Below are 18,674 nucleotides of genomic sequence, written 5' to 3' on the forward strand. Positions count from 1 at the left end.
ACACTCCAAACTCCGATGGTCAGGCGCCGGAAAGGAAACCGAGCTCGAGCTTGGCCGAGCGGCGGGCACGGGAAACCTCTTCGTGCCCCGGCTCCTGCTCGCGGAACCAGAACCGCTTGCGCCGGTACTCCGGCGCGGGCAGCGGTTGCCGCGCCTGCGCCTGCGCGGCGGCCCGGCGCAGGACCACGTGCGCGTTGGTGCCGCCGAACCCGAAGGAACTGACCGCGGCCCGCTCCAGTTCGGGAGCGTCGGTCAGTTCGGTCACCGGGTAGAACGGGGACTCGGCGAACCCGAACCGGGGGTTGGGCCGGGTGCAGTGCAGCGTCGGTGGGAGCTGCCGGTTCCGCAGGCCGAGCACGACCTTGATCAGCCCGGCGATACCCGCAGCGCTCAGCAGGTGACCGATGTTGCTCTTCACACTGCCGACGCCGCAGAACTGCCGGTCGGTGGTGTGCTGCCGGAACGTCTCGGTCAACGCCTGCAACTCGATCGGATCCCCGATCATCGTTCCGGTGCCGTGCGCCTCGACGTAGCCGATACCCCGAGGGTCGATCCCGCCACGGCGCAGGGCCGCGTCGACCAGTTGGCGCTGGGCCCGGCCGTTGGGCGTGGTGTAGCCCATGGTCCGGCCGTCGTTGTTCACCGCGCTCGCCTCCAGCACGGCGAGCACCCTGTCCCCGTCCCGCTGGGCCGCGTCCAGCCGCTTGAGCAGCACCATTCCCGCGCCCTCGCCGGGCACGAACCCGTCGGCCGACTCGTCGAAGGTGCGGCACCGCCCGGTCGGGGACAGCGCCCTGCCCTCGCTGAGCACGAGGTAGGGGTCCTCGTCCAGCAGCAGGTCGACCCCGCCCGCGAGGGCCAGCTCCGACTCGCCGAGCAGCAGGCTCTGGCTCGCCAGGTGCACCCCGACCAGCGAGGAGGAGCATGCGGTGTCCACCACCAGGTTGGGGCCGGTGAGGTCGAAGAAGTGGGAGAGGTGCGCGCCGATGAAGTTCTGGTTGAGCCCGACGATCGCCTCCCGCGGCAGCGGGCGCAGGTACTCCCGGTAGTTGGCCGAGCGGGAGCCCACATACACCCCGACCGGCCTGCCGCGCAGCTCGTCCACTGTGTACCCGGCGTCGAGGAAACACTCGGCGCCGACCTCGAGTGCCTTGCGCACCAGTGGATCGAGGTAGCTGGCGGTGCGGTCGTCGAAGCCGAACCAGCCGGGATCGAACTCGGCGGCGTCCTCGATGAAGCCGCCCCACTTGCTGATGCTGCTGCCCGGGCGGTAGTCCGGTGCGTAGCGGGCGCGGACGTCCCAGCGTTGCGGTGGGACCTCGGTGACGTGGTCGCCGCCCGCGGCCAGGTTCCGCCAGAACGTCGCCGGGTCCGCGGCCCCGGGGAAGCGGCAGGCCATGCCGATCACCGCGATCGCGCCGGAGGACGGCGCCGCCGGCTCGGGCGAGCCGGCGGCCGCCGGCGTCGTGCGCTGGCCGCCGCGCTCGGCGCCGAGCGCGGCGGCCAGCGCGTTGACGGTGGGATTCTCCTGCACCAGCGTCGGGTCCACGGACCGGCCGAACTCGTCCTCCAGCACGTGCACCAGCTCGGCGAGCAGCAGCGAGTCCACGCCGAGTTCGGCGAAGGTGGCGTCGGGCCGGAGTTCCGCGGGGTCGATCCGCAGGGTGCGGGCCACGATCCCGGCCAGCCGCCCGGGGTCCTTGCCTCCGGCGACGTCCGCCGCGCCCGGGGCGGCCGGGGTGGCGGGCTGCGGTCCGCGCAGCAGCCCGGGGCCGGTCACCGCTGCCGGGGCGACCCGGCACGGCAGCGCCACGGGCGGCGTGCCGTCCCGCAGCGCCGTGTCCAGCAGGTCGAGGGCGTCGGCCGGGTCCAGGTCGGGGATGCCGAGCGCGGGCCCGCCGCTGCGCAGGTTCCGGCCGAGCCCGACGCCGGTCCACAGTGGCCACTCCAGGGAGCGCACCGCGACGCCGCCGGGATCGTCGTGTGCCTCGGCGAAGAAGTCGAGGAAGGCGTTGGCGGCCGCGTAGTCGGCATGGGTGGCGCCGAGGCTCGGCACCGCCGAGGAGATCGAGGAGAACAGCACGACCGGCCCGGACCGCTTGCCCTGGAGCGCGGCCCACAGGGTGTGCAGCCCCGCCACCTTCGGGGCGAGCACCTCGCGCGCGTCCTCGACCCGCTTGTGCGGGAAGGCGCGGGCCTCGCCCATGGTCCCGGCGCAGTGGAACACCGCGGAGATCGAGCCCGCCCGCTTGTGCACCTTCGTGATCAGGGCCTTCACCGTCGCGGGGTTGCCGAGGCCGTGGGTGCGCACCTCCAGCGTGACGCCGCGGTCCAGCAGCGCGACCAGGGCGCGCAGCTTGTCCCGCAGCCCCGGCTCGGTGGCCTCGTCGGCCGCGACGGCGCGCCAGCGGGACCGCGCGGGCAGCGTGCTGTTGCCGATCAGCACCAGGTGCCGGACGCCCCGCTCGGCCAGCCGGGCGGCCAGGCGCAGCCCGATCCCTCCGGTCCCTCCGGTGATCACCACGGCACCGTCGGCAAGGCCGGCGAGGCCTCCGGGCAGGACGGGCCGGGTGGGCTCCGTGGGGACCAGCCGCGGCCGGAACCGGGTACCGGAGCGGTAGCAGATCTCGGTTTCCCGGTCGGCCGGGTCGAGTTCCGCGGCCAGCACGGCGCCGAGCAGGTCGGCGCGGTCCGGCCCGAAGTCGAGGTCGATCGTGCGGGCGGCCGAGCGGGGGGACTCCGCGGGCAGCACCCGGTAGAGGCCGGCCAGCTCGGCCCCGGCGAGCGAGGGCCGCTCGGTGCGGAAGGAACGCAGCCCGCTGGTCAGGTGCAGCAGCACCAGCGGGGCGGTCCGCCGGGTCGCGACGGTGCGGCGCAGCACCTCCCAGCGGAACTCCCTGTCCTCCTGGCCCGGATCGGCCCACAGGTCGGCGAGGTCGATCACCCCGTCGATCGGCTCGTCCTCGCCCGGCAGGTCGGCGAGGGACCGGACGAGAACGGGCCGGAGCTCGCCGAGACCGTCCAGTTCGGGCAGCCGGCCGGCCACCGCCGCGGAGGTGTCGTTCACCAGCACCAGGAAGGTCCCCCGCCGCCGCGCGGGTGCCTGCTCGCCTGCGACCCACTCCCTGGTGAGGAAGGTCTCCGGCGCGGGCTGCCGCTCGGGCACGATCCAGTGCCGCCGCGCGCGGAAGGGATAGGTCGGCAGCGAGACTCGATGGGGCGGGTCCGGGTACCGCGCGGCCCAGTCGATGTCGCCGCCCGCGCACCAGTCCCGCGCCAGCTCGGCGAGCTCGCCCGCCCCTTCCGGGGCCACGGGCCGGCCCTGGTGGACCTCCCGCAGCCCGGCACGCAGCTCGTCGAGGGTGTGCACGAGGAGCGCGGCGCGCCGCGCCATGGCGGCCCTGCCGACCCGCAGGGTGCCGGCGATCGCGGGCAGCGCGGGCGGGTCGGGGCGGTCGAGGAAGCGCAGCAGGTTCCCGGCGAGCTCGGCCAGCTCCTCGGCGGTCCGCGCGGACAGCGGGACCAGCCAGGGGCCAGGGTCCGCACCGGCGGCGGGGGCAGGCCGCGGCGCACCCTCCTCGAGCACGACATGCGCGTTGGTGCCGCCCATGCCGAAGGAGCTGACTCCTGCTCGGCGTGGCAGCTCGGTCCCGTCCGGGGCCGGGTACCGGGCCCAGGTCGCGCTGTCGGACCGGACGCGCAGCGGGGTGGACTCGATCCGGATCTTCGGGTTGAGCTCGGTGAAATGCGCTGTGCCCGGCAGCGTGCCGTGCCGCATGGCGAGCAGCACCTTGATCATCCCGGCCAGGCCGGCCGCGGACTCCAGGTGCCCGATGTTGGTTTTCAGCGAGCCCAGTACGCAGGCCGGTTCCGCGGCACGGCCGAGCCGCTGGAAGGCGCGGGTGATCCCGGACACCTCGATCGGGTCGCCGAGCACGGTGCCGGTGCCGTGCGCCTCGAGGTATCCGACGGTGGCCGGGTCCAGATCCGCCTCCTGGTAGGCGTGCACCAGCAGGTCGGCCTGCGCGTCGGCGTTCGGCACGGTCAGCGACTGGGACTGGCCGCCGTGGTTGACCGCGGCGGCGCGGATGACGCCGTGCACGTGGTCCCCGTCGGCACGCGCCTGGCGCAGCGGCTTCAGCAGCAGGGCACACACGCCTTCCCCGCGTACGTAGCCGTTGGCGGACGCGTCGAAGGTCCGGCAACGCCCGTCCGGGCTGAGCACCCCCGCCTCGGCGTAGGTCCGATGCTGTCGCGGGTCGCAGAGCACGTTGACCCCGCCGACGAGCGCCTGCTCGCACTCGCCGGCACGCAGCTCACGCACGGCCTGCGCCACCGCGACCAGTGAGGAGGAGCACAGGGTGTCCACGGCCACGCTGCTGCCCCGCAGGCCGAGCGCGAAGGACACCCGGTTCGGGATGACGGAGAAGGAGTTCGCCACGCTCAGGTGCGGTTCGGTCCCGCTCCCGTGCTGCCGCACCAGCGCGGCGTAGTCGTTGTGGCACACGCCGACGAAGACCCCGGTGCGGCTGCCCTCCAGCCGGGACACGTCGTAGCCGGCCTCCTCGAAGGTCTCCCAGGCGACCTCGAGGAACAGCCGCTGCTGCGGGTCCATCAGTTCCGCCTCGCGCGGCGAGATGCGGAAGAACGCGTGGTCGAAGCGCCGGACGTCGCGGAGCAGCCCGGCCCGGCCGGGGGCACCGGGCGCCGCCTCGGAGACCCACCGATCGGCGGGCACGGTGTCCACGGCCTCCCGGCCCTCGGCCAGCAGGTCCCAGAGCTCGTCCACCGAGTCGGCCCCGGGGAACCGGCCCGCCATCCCGACGACCGCGATGGCGTCCGCGGGCTCCGCGGGCCGGGTCCGCGCACCGGCCGGCTCCGCGGGGCCGGGCTCTCCGGCGATCATGCGGGCCAGGTCGGCCACCGAGCGGGCCTGGAACAGCCCGCTGGGGTCCACCTCGGTGCCGAGCTCGGTACTCGCCTCGGCGGCGAGGGTGGTCAGCGAGTAGCTGTCCAGGCCGTGCCTGCGCAGGTCGGTGTCCCGGTCGAGCCCGGCGCCATGCACCTCCAGGGTGCTCGTGACCAGCGGCAGCAGCCTGCGCTCGAGCTCGTCGATGCCCAGCCGCGGGCCGGCGTGCGCCGGCTCGGTCGTGGCGGGCGAGTGGTCGACGATCTCCTTGATCGTGGTGATCCGCGCGAGCGGGGTGGCGTCGCTGTCCCGCAGCAGGGTGGAGACCAGGCGGACACGGCCGTCCCCCTCGCGGGAGAACGCGTCCAGCCGGTACCGCACGTCCTCCTCGGGGCCGCAGTTGCCGAGGTAGATCACGTCCCTGGACACGGTGGACGTCGCCACGGACCAGTCCTGGCCCGGCGCGAGCCCGGCCTGTGCCCTGCCGGGACCGTGGAAGTACGCGCGCTCGCCGTAGTCGTTGATATGCGGGTAGGAAGCGAAGTAGAGCAGGCCTGCGCCGTTGAGATCGTGGTAGGGATTCAACCGGTAGGTGGCGCCGAGGTGGCCGGTGCCTTCGGCCTCGCGCGCGGACCGGAACTCCTGGTTGAAGTCGAGCTGCTCCCGGCTGGGTTCCGCCGTGGCCGGGCCCGTGGCGGCCGGCACACCGAGGACCAGTGCGTTGCCGGACCTCCGGGTGGCGAACACGGTCATCAGCCGCGCGGTGACCGGGGCTGGACCGGAGCAGTGCAGGTCACTGACGAAGGTCTGCTCATCCATCGCCGTCAGCTCACCCGCCAGGGTGAGCCGGTCGCCCTCGGCGTAGGCGGACAGCGGTGCCTCACCCGCGATCCGGATACGCACGAACGCCGGCAACAGGCGCTCGCCACGGGAATCGCGCAGCTCGGTGACATCAATTCCGTAATGCGCCTCGAGCAGGCTCCAGTGCAGGTCGCCCAGTTCCTTGAAAAGCCAATTTTCAGAAAGGCCGCCGACGGCAAGGTGCGGCAAACCGACACGGATGTTCCGTGCTTCCGTCACACGCGACCCCCATCACAAACGGAATCGATCACCAATACAATGATGATCCTTGCCTGCTGACATTAACGTCCGCAGGCGCCTTTTCTTCCTACCATATGAACATAGTCGCCTCAAGGAGGCGCCGTTGACCCCAGGCGGACGTGGTTATTTCTGCCGGCGCCGGTACGGGCAAAAATCCACCGGCGCCAAGCAGGATCAATCGCGTACGACGACGCTGTCCTCGCCTACTTCACGCAGTTTTTACCGCAACGTGGTGACGGTAACTTTCGACCGGAAGGTGCCGGCCGTGCGGCAGTACACCGAGCTTGCGAAGCAGCTTGATGTACCCGCTGTCCTGGTAACCCGCGAAGACCCCGCCGAAGATCACCGTCCGCGAGTGCTCGGCGATGCGCCGGGTCAGCGGCGGCAGCCGCTTGTCGGCGAACGTCTTGCGGAAGTGGCTTCCGGGGGCGAGCCTACGCCGGATACCCGCTCTGACCTCAGCGGATATATCCCGCTCGTGGATCCAGTCGAGCCCGGGCAGGTCCCGCTTGAGCCGCGTCATCAGCTCGTAGCGCTGCCTCGTGAACACGTCGATGTGCGCGAGATAGCCGCCCGGCTTCAGGACCCGCATCGCTTCTTCGAAGAATGTGCGCAGGTCAGGATAGGTGTGGGAACTCTCGATGTTGATCAGGACGTCGAACTGGGCGCCCTCGAAGGGCAGCTCTTCGGCGTCGCCCTGCACGTAGCGCAGCCGATCACCCCTGCCCAGAGTGGCGTTCGCCCGCTTGACAGCGAGCGGAGAAAGATCCAGACCAACCAGGTTGCTGCCGTCGCCGAGCAGGCGGGACAGGAAGTTCAGCCCCTCGCCGCTGCCGCAGCCGACCTCGAGCACCGACTTTTCCGAGTACTCGGAAAAGCCCAGCGGGATATCCTTGAGAGCGAGAAAGTAAAGTTGCTCGGAGATACCGTCCGTTTCGAAATCGGTGAACCCCGGTATCAGCTTCTCGATCTCGGCGGCAACCTCCTCGTCATACATCCCCCAGTTCCATATGTCACCCTTGCTGGATCCGAGTGCGGCCATATCGTAGACCGAGGAGGTATTCCCCTTCAGCCGACTGCTACGGGAGCCTTCGACCGGCACGTCCCCGCTCGACGCGTTGATCTCGTTAAGCCCCTCGGTGAATTCACCGATGGCTTTTGGCGCACCCATCGCCACCCTTTCTCTGCCCCCAGGTTCGGCAGAATCGCCTCATTTGGATGTTAGCGGCGGCCATCCGGTATGACAACCCGCCGTTAGTGACCCGCCGACAACCAGACGAGTGAACAAATGCCCGATATGTTCTCCGATTCCGTTATGACCACCCGAGATGTCGCCGTGTGTGACCACGCTCCCACGCTACCCCCGGGACCGTGATGTGATCGGACTCTCAAGTCCCACCACCCGCCCCGGCACGACGGTTAGCCCGCGAAACGCACTCCCGGCCGGCCCGCCGACTACGGTTAGCCCGCTAAACGCACCTCCCGGGGACGGCTTGGGTACGGTTTGCCCGCTGAACGCACCACGGGGTGGAACCGGGGACGCCTTGTCCAGGTCATAGGTGCGGCCGACCGGCCGGCACATGCGATAGTGCGTGAGCCGTACGACGAGAGGGGCAGCCCGATGAGCGGCGGATTCACGGTCAACGAGGACGAGTTGCGCACCTACGCGGGAAAGCTGGCCGACCAGAAGGGCACCGCAGGCGATATCGCCGGCCTGGTCGACACGGCGGACGTCGGTGACGAGTCCTGGGGCGTTGTCGGGATCTTCGTCAAGGGCAAGTACACCGAGATGCTGGGGGACCTGAAGGATCTGTGCACCGACCTGCAGAACGGGCTGCAGAGCGGCTCGGACAAGTTCACCCAGGCCGCGGACGGCTACCGGCAGCACGAGGACGCCGTCGTCCAGCTGCTCGACGGCCTGAAGGTGCAGATCGACAACTGACCCACCGGGTGAGGGCGAGGGACGGGGCAAGGACATGGCCGAGCAAGAGCACGCAGCCGGTGGGGTCACCATCAAGACCGGCGAGAAGGACCTCGGTACGAAGGCCACAGAGGCCGTGCCGCTCTACGGCAACGTGGTCAAGACCTTCGACGCCGGCTCCAAACTCACCGACGGCGCGACCGGCTCCGAGGTCGGCGCCCTGGTGGGTGAGGGCTCCGGATTCATCCAGTCGCTGGCGGGGGCCGGGCTCGGGATCGCCACCGACCCGATCGGCTGGCTGGTCGGCCAGGGGCTCAACTTCCTGATCAGCGTGGTCCAGCCGCTGGAGGACGCGATCCACTTCGTCAGCGGCGACGGTCCCGCGCTCGCCCAGGCCGCGGAGAACTTCGACGCGATCGGCAAGGGCGTCATCGAGCTGCGGAAGACCTTCGAGGAGGAGCTGAAGAACTCGTTGCAGACCTGGGGTGGTGATGCCGCGGAGGCCGCGGGCACCAGGTTGGGTGAGTTCGCCAAGGGCATCGACGGGGTGGCCGGGCAAGCCGGCGAGGTGTCCCAGCTACTGCAGATGTCCAGCATGGTGATGACCGTCATCGAGGAGTTCATCAAGGCGCTGCTCACCGAGTTCGTCACCTGGTTGATCATGATCTGGATCCCGGCGCTGGCCGCGGCCGTGCCCTCCTTCGGCGCCTCGACCGCCGCCGCGGGCACCGCCACCACGGCGAAGGCGGCGTCCGCCGGCAGCAGGGTCAGCAGGACGATCGCCAAGCTGCGCAAGCTGCTGGACGACATCATGGCCTTCCTGCGCAGCCTGCGGACGAGGATGGGCAACGTCCGCACCGCTTTCAAGCAGGCCATGGACACCAAGCGCATGCAGCGCGGGCTGGCCGACCTGGAGCTGCAGGGCGTGGGCGGGTCGCCGCTCGCGAAGCCGGTACAGAAGCTTTACGGCTCGGACGGGATGATCGGCGGCCGGGTGCAGGACGGCTTCGGCAGGTCGATGGTGAACCAGGTCGGGGACACCGCCGCGGCACAGGTGGGGGCAGGCACCGGCACGAACGCGGGCGTGGACAAGGCGGCCCGCAACTACAGCAACCTGCAGAAGGGCGAGGAGTACGACGAGACCGGCGCCGACCAGTCCAAGGAAGAGACGGAAGGCTACCTGGACATCTGAGCTTGTTGTTCAACCTGGTTGCCCGAGAACCGCTGTTCGAGCCACAACCGGATAGGGAAGGTCATGACGGACAGTTGGCAGTTCGACCTGGGACTACTGGTTGCCATCCTGGTGGCGATCGTGCTGCTGGTTCTCTGGCTCCGGCGCCGGTCGGACAAGCGCGGACGCGACCGGCGCCTGGCGGGGCTGCGGGCGGTCGCCGGGCAGGTGGGTGGTCAGGTCCGCACGGGCGTGTCCGAGTCGACGCCGCGATCGGCGGCACTGCGCCCCCCGTTCGTGGACCGGGTCGACGGGGGCTGGATCGACACCATGTCCACGGTGACCAAGCCCGCCTACGAGTACGCGTTGGATGTCGTGCGGGGCCGCTGGCCGGTGCGGGCCGCCCAGGCCCACTACCAGAAGGCGCCCGTCACCACCCCTGGTCCGGTGATCATGGCGGAGTACCGGATCGAGATCGCGATCTCGGACTGCCCTCCGCTGAAGGTGTCGCCGGTCGACCGGGGCGAGCAGGAGTTGCGGCACGGTCCCGGCCAGTGGTCACCGGTGTCGCTGCCGCAGCCGTTCTCCGACCGGCTGCACGCGTTCGCCGACGATCAGCGATTCGCCTCGGCCGCGCTGAACCAGGACAGCCTGGACTGGCTGGCGCACTACGCGGGCCAGTTCGGCACGCCCCTGGCGATCGAACGGGACGTGCTGCACATGACCTGGCCCGGCGAGATCGACCCGAACCGAATCATGCACCAGGTCGACTTCCTGGTCGGGTTCCTCGACCGCACCCCGTTGCGGCCGGGAAACCCGCTGGCCGCGTACGGCCCGGCTGGGAACAGCCCAGCCGCGCAGGCAGCACCGGGCGGGCAGGAATGGCGGCGGCACCTCACCCCGGCTCGCCTCTACCAACTGGCCGGTTTCTCCGCTTTCGTTATTCTCGTCATCGTGATGTTCGTCACCTAGCACGGCGTGACAGGGTCGGCCGGGCATGAGCTTCCTGGACTACCTGCCCGGGCTCATCGTCGCCGGCTACCTGGTCATGGGCGTGCTGCTCCGGGCAGGCGGCAAGCTCAGGGCGAAACGACCGGCGGCGCCGGCCGACCGGGTTCCGATTCCGCCGCCACGCGGTGTGACACTGGCACCGGTCGCTTCGGGCCAGGTCACCGGCGACGCGGGCCGCATCCGTACCTGGGCCAGGGTGTCCACCTGGGCCGCGGTGCTCGTCGGGCTCGCCACCACGACCACCTGGCTCGTCGTCGCGCTTGACCCGAGCGACTTCGTCGTGCTCGGCGCGATCCTGCTGGGGCTGGTCGTCTTCTCGCTGGTGCTGGCCGCCGCGCTCGGCACGGAGTCCGGTGCCAGGAAGTTCCTCGGCACCATGGTGACCATGGTCCTCGCGGCCGACTTCTGGTTCCTGCTGCTCAGCCCGTTGCTGTACCTGCTCGGGCTGACGAGAGATATCAGCATTCACGTCACCGCCGTCTTCGAGTCCAGCAGCGTACGGAGCGTCACCGACTCCACGACCGTGCAGGGGACCTATCTCCTGGACGGCGCGACCCACCACGCCGACATCTGGTGGACGGGGTGGGGCTGGCGGCCGGCCGAGGGCGAGACCATCAGCGCCGGGGTGTCTCCCGCCTGGCCGCACCAGATCTACGCGGACACGGTCGGGGCATGGTTCATGGTCGGCATGGCGGTGCTGGTCCCGGTGTTCGTCGGGCTCATCTACGTCGGGAGCGCCCGCGGGATCAGGCGCCTTCGCCGCCGCGGCCACCCCACCACGACCCGACCGTGAACTACGGTTAGCCCGCTAAACGCACTTCCAGGCGGCCCACTGACTACGGTTAGCCCGCTAAACGCACTTCGGGGGGGCATGAAGAGAGCCCCCGGCCGGGGCCGGGGGCTCTGCGGGCTGGGGCTACGCGATCAGCGGAAGTCGCGACCGAAGTCGTAGTCGTCCAGCGGGACCGCGGCACCGGTGCCGGTACCGAACACGTCCGGGGTGTAGTAGCCATCGTCGTAGGACGGGATGGCGTACGCGGCCACCCTGGCCTCCTCGGTCGGCTGCACCTGGATGTTGCGGTACCTGTTGATACCCGTACCGGCCGGGATCAACTTACCGATGATCACGTTCTCCTTCAGGCCGACCAGCCTGTCGCTGCGACCGTTGATCGCCGCGTCGGTCAGGACCCGCGTGGTCTCCTGGAACGAGGCGGCCGACAGCCAGGAGTCGGTGGTCAGCGAGGCCTTGGTGATGCCCATCAGCACCGGACGACCGGAGGCGGGCTCGCCGCCCTCGGCCACCGCGGACCGGTTGGTCGACTCGAACTTGGTCCGCTCGGGCAGCTCGCCGGGCAGGAAGTCGGTCGCACCGGAGTCGATGATCGTCACCCTGCGCAGCATCTGCCGGACGATGACCTCGATGTGCTTGTCGTGGATGGACACACCCTGCGCCCGGTACACCTTCTGCACCTCGTCCACCAGGTGGATCTGCGCCTCGCGCGGGCCCATCACCCGCAGCACCTCGTGCGGGTCCGGGGTGCCTTCCAGCAGCTGCTGGCCGACCCCGACGTGGTCGCCGTCCGCCAGCGGGCGCCCCGCGGGGGTGATCGCCAGCCGCTGCCGCTTGGACAGCTTGTCGAAGACGATCTCCTCGCTGCCGTCGTCCGGAACCAGCGTGATCTTCCAGTACCGCTCGCTCTCCTCGATGCGCACCCGGCCATCGACGTCGGCGATCGGCGCCTTGCCCTTCGGCACCCGGGCCTCGAACAGCTCGGTGACCCTGGGCAGACCCGTGGTGATGTCGTCACCGGCGACGCCACCCTGGTGGAAGGTACGCATGGTCAGCTGGGTACCCGGCTCACCGATGGACTGGGCGGCGACGATGCCCACGGCCTCGCCGACATCCACCAGCTTGCCGGTGGCCATCGACCGGCCGTAGCAGGTCGCGCAGACACCCACGGCGGACTCGCAGGTCAGCACGCTGCGGACCTTGGCCTTGGCGATCCCGCTCGAGATCAGCTTCTCGATCGCGGGGTCACCGAGGTCGTCGCCGGCGTTCAGCACCACGTTGCCCTTGGCGTCCACCGCGTCCGCGGCGAGCGCGCGGGCGTACACGCCGGTCTCCACGTGCTCGGCACGCAGCACCCTGCCGTCCGACAGCTCGTCGGCGATCCGCATGTTGATGCCGCGGCCGGTGCCGCAGTCGCGCTCCCGGACGATGACGTCCTGGGACACGTCCACCAGACGCCGGGTCAGGTAACCCGAGTCGGCGGTCCGCAGCGCGGTGTCCGCGAGACCCTTCCGGGCACCGTGCGTCGCGATGAAGTACTCCGCAACCGAGAGGCCCTCACGGAAGTTGGCCTTGATCGGGCGCGGGATGTACTCACCCTTCGGGTTGGACACCAGGCCACGCATACCGGCCAGCGAGCGGACCTGGGTCATGTTGCCCGCCGCCCCGGACTTCACGATCATCGAGATCGGGTTGTCGTCGGGGAAGTGATCCTCCATGACCTGGGCGACGTCCTCCGTCGCCTGCGCCCACACCTTGACCAGCTCGTTGTTGCGCTCGGCGTGCGAGAGCTGACCACGCTGGTAGCGCTTCTCCACCTGGCTGGCCTTGCCCTCGTACTCGTCCAGGATGCGCTTCTTGTCCTCGGGCACCAGCACGTCGGAGATCGCCACGGTGACACCGGACCGGGTGGCCCAGTAGAACCCGGCGTCCTTGAGCCGGTCCAGGGTCTGCGCGACCTGGGTCATCGAGTACCGCTCGGCGAGGTCGTTCACGATGACCGCCTGCCGCTTCTTCGGCAGCGGCTCGTTCACGAACGGGTAGTCCGCGGGCAGCAGCTCGTTGAACAGCACCCGGCCGAGGGTGGTCTCGGCCAGCCAGGGCTTGCCCGGCTCCCAGCCCTTCTCCGCGAGCTTCGGCTCGTCGACCTTGGCCGGCTGACGGTCGCTCACCCTGATCTTCACCGGGGCGTGCAGGCCGATCTTGTGCATGTCGAAGGCCATGATGGCCTCGGCGGGCGAGGAGAACGCCTGGCCCACGCCCTCGGCGTTCTCGTCCACCCGGGTCAGGTGGTACAGCCCGGTCACCATGTCCAGTCGCGGCATCGCCAGCGGGCGGCCGGAGGCCGGCGACAGGATGTTGTTCGCCGACAGCATCAGGATCCGCGCCTCGGCCTGCGCCTCCGCGGACAGCGGGAGGTGCACGGCCATCTGGTCACCGTCGAAGTCCGCGTTGAACGCCTCGCAGACCAGCGGGTGCAGCTGAATGGCCTTACCCTCTACCAGCTGCGGCTCGAAGGCCTGGATACCGAGGCGGTGCAGGGTCGGCGCCCGGTTCAGCATCACGGGGTGGCCGGTGATGACCTCCTCGAGCACATCCCACACCGCGGGGCGGGCCCGCTCCACCATCCGCTTGGCGGACTTGATGTTCTGCGCGTGGTTGAGGTCCACCAGCCGCTTCATCACGAACGGCTTGAACAGCTCCAGTGCCATGTCCTTCGGCAGCCCGCACTGGTGCAGCTTCAGCGTCGGGCCGACGATGATCACCGAGCGGCCGGAGTAGTCCACGCGCTTACCGAGCAGGTTCTGCCGGAACCGACCCTGCTTACCCTTCAGCAGGTCGGACAGCGACTTCAGCGGCCGGTTGCCGGGCCCGGTCACCGGACGCCCGCGGCGGCCGTTGTCGAACAGCGCGTCCACGGCCTCCTGCAGCATCCGCTTCTCGTTGTTCACGATGATCTCGGGTGCGCCGAGGTCGATCAGCCGCTTCAACCGGTTGTTCCGGTTGATCACCCTGCGGTACAGGTCGTTCAGGTCGGAGGTGGCGAACCGGCCACCGTCCAACTGCACCATCGGGCGCAGCTCCGGAGGGATCACCGGCACCGCGTCCAGCACCATGCCGCGCGGGTCGTTGTTGGTGGCCTGGAAGGCGGACACGACCTTGAGCCGCTTCAGCGCGCGGAGCTTCTTCTGCCCCTTGCCGTTGCGGATGGTCTCGCGCAGGGACTCCGCCTCGGCGTCCACATCGAACTCGGTGGCCAGCTTCTGGATGGCCTCCGCGCCCATGCCACCGGTGAAGTACTCGCCGTAGCGGTCCACCAGCTCCCGGTAGAGCACCTCGTCCACGACGAGCTGCCGCGGCTCGAGCTTGGTGAAGGTGGACCAGACCTCCTCGAGCCGGTCCAGCTCGCGCTGCGACCGATCGCGGATCTGGCGCATCTCACGCTCGCCGCCCTCCTTGACCTTGCGGCGGACGTCGGACTTGGCGCCCTCGCCCTCCAGCTCGGCCAGGTCGGCCTCGAGCTTCTGCGCCCGCTCCTCGATGTCGGAGTCGCGCTTGGCCTCGATGTTCTTGCGCTCCACGCCGATCTCGTTCTCCAGCGTGGGCAGGTCGTTGTGCCGCAGCTCGGTGTTCACACTGGTGATCACGTAGGCCGCGAAGTAGATGATCTTCTCGAGGTCCTTCGGGGCCAGGTCGAGCAGGTAGCCCAGCCGCGAGGGCACGCCCTTGAAGTACCAGATGTGCGTGACCGGGGCGGCCAGCTCGATGTGGCCCATCCGCTCCCTGCGCACCTCGGCGCGGGTCACCTCGACGCCGCAGCGCTCGCAGACGATGCCCTTGAACCGGACCCGCTTGTACTTACCGCAGTAGCACTCCCAGTCCCGGGTCGGGCCGAAGATCTTCTCGCAGAAGAGCCCGTCCTTCTCCGGCTTGAGCGTCCGGTAGTTGATCGTCTCCGGCTTCTTCACCTCGCCGAAGCTCCACTGGCGAATGTCGTCCGCGGTAGCGAGGCCGATCCGGAGTTCGTCGAAGAAGTTGACGTCCAGCACGTCGTTGCATCCCCTTGGGGTTGAGTCGGGCTAGGGGTCGGCTACCTGAGTGGGGGCACGCGGGAGGTGTGCCCCCACTCAGGCGGCTGGGTCATTGAACGACGTCGTCCACCGAGGGCGACTCGTTGCGGGACAGGTTGATGCCGAGGTTGGCAGCGGCCCGCTCCAGGTCCTCGTCGTCGGAGCCGCGCATCTCGATGGCGGCACCGTCGCTGGAGAGCACCTCGACGTTGAGGCACAGCGACTGCAGCTCCTTGAGCAGCACCTTGAACGACTCGGGGACACCCGGGTCCGGCATGTTCTCGCCCTTGACGATGGCCTCGTAGACCTTCACCCGGCCGAGCTTGTCGTCCGACTTGATGGTGAGCAGCTCCTGCAGCGTGTACGCCGCGCCGTAGGCCTGCATCGCCCAGCACTCCATCTCACCGAAACGCTGGCCACCGAACTGGGCCTTACCGCCGAGCGGCTGCTGGGTGATCATCGAGTACGGACCGGTGGACCGGGCGTGGATCTTGTCGTCCACCATGTGGTGCAGCTTCAGGATGTACATGTAGCCGACCGCCACCGGGTACGGGAACGGCTCGCCGGAGCGGCCGTCCAGCAGCGTCGCCTTGCCGTTCGGCTGGACCATCCGGTCGCCGTCCCGGTTCGGCTTGGTGCAGCCGAGCAGCCCGGTGAGCTCCTCCTCCTTGGCGCCGTCGAACACCGGGGTCGCGGTGTTCGTGCCCGGCGACACATCGTGCAGGTCCTCCGGAAGGCTGTTCGCCCATTCCGGGTTGCCCTCGACCTTCCAGCCCTGCGAGGCCAGCCAGCCGAGGTGCAGTTCCAGGATCTGGCCGATGTTCATCCTTCGCGGCACACCGTGGGTGTTCAGCACGATGTCGACCGGGGTGCCGTCCTCCATGAACGGCATGTCCTCGACCGGCAGGATCTTGCCGATGACGCCCTTGTTGCCGTGCCGGCCGGCGAGCTTGTCGCCGTCCTGGATCTTGCTCTTCTTCGCCACGTAGACGCGGACCAGCTCGTTCACGCCGGGGGGCAGCTCGTCGTCGTCCTCGCGGGAGAACACCCGGATGCCGATGACCTTGCCGGTCTCGCCGTGCGGGACCTTCAGCGAGGTGTCGCGGACCTCGCGCGCCTTCTCGCCGAAGATCGCGCGCAACAGCCGCTCCTCCGGGGTCAGCTCGGTCTCGCCCTTCGGCGTGACCTTGCCGACCAGGATGTCGCCGTCCCGGACCTCGGCGCCGATCCGGATGATGCCGCGCTCGTCCAGGTCGGCGAGGACCTCCTCGGAGACGTTCGGGATGTCCCTGGTGATCTCCTCGGCACCGAGCTTGGTGTCCCGCGCGTCGATCTCGTGCTCCTCGATGTGGATCGAGGTGAGCACGTCGTCCTGGACGAGCCGCTGCGAGATGACGATCGCGTCCTCGTAGTTGTGGCCCTCCCACGGCATGACCGCGACGAGCAGGTTCTTGCCGAGCGCCATCTCACCGTTGTCCGTGGACGGCCCGTCCGCGATGACCTGGCCCTTCTCCACCCGGTCGCCCTCCACGACCACCGGCCGGTGGTTGTAGCAGGTACCCGCGTTGGAGCGGCGGAACTTGTACAGCCCGTAGCTCTTGCGGCTGCCGTCGTCGTGCATCACCACGACCAGGTCGGCGGAGACCTCCTCGACCACGCCGGCCTGCTCGGCGACCAGCACGTCCCCGGCGTCCACCGCGGCGGTCAGCTCCACGCCGGTGCCCACCAGCGGGGCCTCGTTACGCAGCAGCGGCACCGCCTGGCGCTGCATGTTCGCACCCATCAGCGCGCGGTTGGCGTCGTCGTGCTCGAGGAAGGGGATCATCGCGGTCGCGACCGACACCATCTGGCGCGGCGAGACGTCCATGTAGTCCACTTCCAGCGGGTCGATCAGCTCGACCTCGCCGCCCTTACGCCGGCCGAGGACCTTCTCCTCGACGAAGTACCCTTCCGCGTCCACCGGCGCGTTGGCCTGCGCCTTGACGAAGCGGTCCTCCTCGTCCGCGGTCAGGTAGTCGACCTGGTCGGTGACCTGGCCCTCGACCACCTTGCGGTACGGGGTCTCGATGAACCCGAACGGGTTGACCCGCCCGTAGGAGCACAGTGAGCCGATCAGGCCGATGTTCGGACCTTCCGGCGTCTCGATCGGGCACATCCGGCCGTAGTGGCTGGGGTGCACGTCGCGGACGTCCATGCCGGCGCGCTCACGGGACAGCCCGCCGGGACCCAGCGCCGAGAGGCGGCGCTTGTGGGTGAGCCCGGACAGCGGGTTGTTCTGGTCCATGAACTGGGACAGCTGGGAGGTGCCGAAGAACTCCCGGATCGCCGCGGTGACCGGGCGAATGTTGATCAGGGTCTGCGGCGTGATCGCCTCGACGTCCTGGGTGGTCATCCGCTCCCGGACCACCCGCTCCATGCGGGAGAGGCCGACCCGGATCTGGTTCTGGATCAGCTCGCCGACGGTGCGCAGCCTGCGGTTGCCGAAGTGGTCGATGTCGTCGGTCTCCACCGGGACGGTGACGGCGTCCTCACCGGTGCCCGTGGTCATCTTGTCCTCGCCGGCGTGCAGCCGGACCAGGTACTCGATGGTGGTGACGATGTCCTCTTCGGTGAGCGTGCCCGTGTCGTAGGGCAGGCTCAGGCCGAGCTTCTTGTTCAGCTTGTACCGGCCGACCTTGGCGAGGTCGTAGCGCTTGTCCTTGAAGAACAGGTTCTCCAGCAGGGTCTGCGCGCTCTCCTTGGTCGGCGGCTCGCCGGGGCGCAGCTTGCGGTAGATGTCCAGCAGCGCCTCGTCGGTGCCCGCGGTGTGGTCCTTCTCCAGGGTGGCCAGCAGCGTCTCGGAGAAGGAGAACCGCTCGCGGATGGCCTCGGCGGTCCAGCCCAGTGCCTTCAGCAGCACGGTGACCGGCTGGCGGCGCTTGCGGTCGATCCGCACCCCGACGGTGTCCCGCTTGTCGACGTCGAACTCGAGCCACGCACCCCGACTCGGGATGATCTTGACGCTGAAGACGTCCTTGTCGGTCGTCTTGTCGACGGTCTGGTCGTAGTAGACACCGGGCGAGCGCACGAGCTGCGAGACGACCACGCGCTCGGTGCCGTTGATGATGAAGGTGCCCTTGTCGGTCATCACGGGGAAGTCGCCCATGAAGACCGTCTGGCTCTTGATCTCACCGGTGTTGTTGTTGACGAACTCGGCGGTCACGAACAGCGGCGCCGCGTAGGTCATGTCCTTGTCCTTGCACTCCTCGACCGAGGCCTTCACCTCGTCGAAGCGCGGGTCGGAGAAGGAGAGGGACATGGAACCGGAGAAATCCTCGACCGGCGAGATCTCGTTGAGAACCTCCTCGAGACCGCCGGTCGGGTTCTCCTCGCCCTCTTCGACGCGACGCTCGAACCACGCCTCGTCACCGGTGAACCATTCGAACGAACGGATCTGCACATCAAGCAGGTTGGGAGTGCTCAGCGGCTCGCGAATCTTCGCGAAGGAGACCCGGGTGGGGGCTCCGGGGATTCCCGTTGACGTGGATGCCGAGGTGGTCGCAGCAGTGGCCTGGTTCGCGGGAGAGACTGCCAAGATGCGTCCTTCCGGGGACATAGCGGTTGCGCAGCCGCGTTAGCAACTGATAACACGAGCTGTCAAGGGTGCGGTGGTGCCGACCATCGTAACTACCGTGTCAGGGCAGCATGAAAGTGGGCAGCGC

At 69.3% G+C, this 18,674-nt stretch carries 8 protein-coding genes; 4 read left to right on the forward strand and 4 right to left on the reverse strand.

Annotated features, from left to right (window positions below):
- Positions 1-19: 19 nt before the first annotated feature.
- Together FB471_RS14720 and FB471_RS14725 are read right to left on the reverse strand one after the other, a co-directional pair.
- Positions 20-5,989 carry an SDR family NAD(P)-dependent oxidoreductase gene (locus FB471_RS14720; RefSeq protein ID WP_141998766.1) on the reverse strand — a complete coding sequence of 1,990 codons (5,970 nt, stop codon included), beginning with the start codon at positions 5,987-5,989 and terminating at the stop codon, positions 20-22.
- A 229-nt stretch (positions 5,990-6,218) separates the two neighbouring features.
- The gene (locus FB471_RS14725; protein ID WP_142001947.1) at positions 6,219-7,181 is read right to left on the reverse strand and encodes a class I SAM-dependent methyltransferase; all 963 of its coding nucleotides are present in this window, start codon (positions 7,179-7,181) and stop codon (positions 6,219-6,221) included.
- 450 nt (positions 7,182-7,631) lie between these two features.
- Between FB471_RS14725 and FB471_RS14730 the strand changes: the two genes are divergently transcribed.
- The 4 genes from FB471_RS14730 (at position 7,632) to FB471_RS14745 (ending at position 10,906) form a co-directional block, all read left to right on the forward strand.
- Positions 7,632-7,952, forward strand: a complete 321-nt coding sequence (locus FB471_RS14730) for a WXG100 family type VII secretion target (RefSeq protein ID WP_141998768.1) — start codon at positions 7,632-7,634, stop codon at positions 7,950-7,952.
- 34 nt (positions 7,953-7,986) lie between these two features.
- Positions 7,987-9,123 (forward strand): hypothetical protein, encoded by a 1,137-nt coding sequence (locus FB471_RS14735; RefSeq protein WP_141998770.1) that lies wholly within the window; start codon positions 7,987-7,989, stop codon positions 9,121-9,123.
- Positions 9,124-9,186: 63 nt separating this feature from the next.
- Complete coding sequence (locus FB471_RS14740) at positions 9,187-10,074, forward strand: hypothetical protein (protein ID WP_141998772.1); 888 nt, start codon at positions 9,187-9,189, stop codon at positions 10,072-10,074.
- 25 nt (positions 10,075-10,099) lie between these two features.
- On the forward strand, positions 10,100-10,906 hold the full coding sequence (locus tag FB471_RS14745) for a hypothetical protein (RefSeq protein WP_141998774.1): 807 nt from the start codon (positions 10,100-10,102) through the stop codon (positions 10,904-10,906).
- 131 nt (positions 10,907-11,037) lie between these two features.
- On the opposite strand, the gene FB471_RS14750 is transcribed toward FB471_RS14745, so the two are convergent.
- Both FB471_RS14750 and rpoB read right to left on the reverse strand, forming a co-directional pair.
- Positions 11,038-14,952, reverse strand: coding sequence for a DNA-directed RNA polymerase subunit beta' (locus FB471_RS14750; RefSeq protein ID WP_141998776.1), 3,915 nt, complete (start codon positions 14,950-14,952; stop codon positions 11,038-11,040).
- 91 nt (positions 14,953-15,043) lie between these two features.
- A complete protein-coding gene (rpoB, locus tag FB471_RS14755; protein WP_141998778.1) occupies positions 15,044-18,547 on the reverse strand; it encodes a DNA-directed RNA polymerase subunit beta in 3,504 nt (1,167 codons plus the stop codon).
- Positions 18,548-18,674: the final 127 nt, after the last annotated feature.

The sequence above is a fragment of the Amycolatopsis cihanbeyliensis genome (assembly GCF_006715045.1).
GTDB lineage: Bacteria > Actinomycetota > Actinomycetes > Mycobacteriales > Pseudonocardiaceae > Amycolatopsis > Amycolatopsis cihanbeyliensis.

Excerpts from the sequence above, each read along its gene's own strand:
- FB471_RS14745 (WP_141998774.1), top strand. The coding sequence starts at position 10,100 with ATGAGCTTCCTGGACTACCTGCCCGGGCTCATCGTCGCCGGCTACCTG.
- FB471_RS14740 (WP_141998772.1), top strand. The coding sequence starts at position 9,187 with ATGACGGACAGTTGGCAGTTCGACCTGGGACTACTGGTTGCCATCCTG.
- FB471_RS14730 (WP_141998768.1), top strand. The coding sequence starts at position 7,632 with ATGAGCGGCGGATTCACGGTCAACGAGGACGAGTTGCGCACCTACGCG.
- FB471_RS14725 (WP_142001947.1), bottom strand. The coding sequence starts at position 7,181 with ATGGGTGCGCCAAAAGCCATCGGTGAATTCACCGAGGGGCTTAACGAG.
- FB471_RS14735 (WP_141998770.1), top strand. The coding sequence starts at position 7,987 with ATGGCCGAGCAAGAGCACGCAGCCGGTGGGGTCACCATCAAGACCGGC.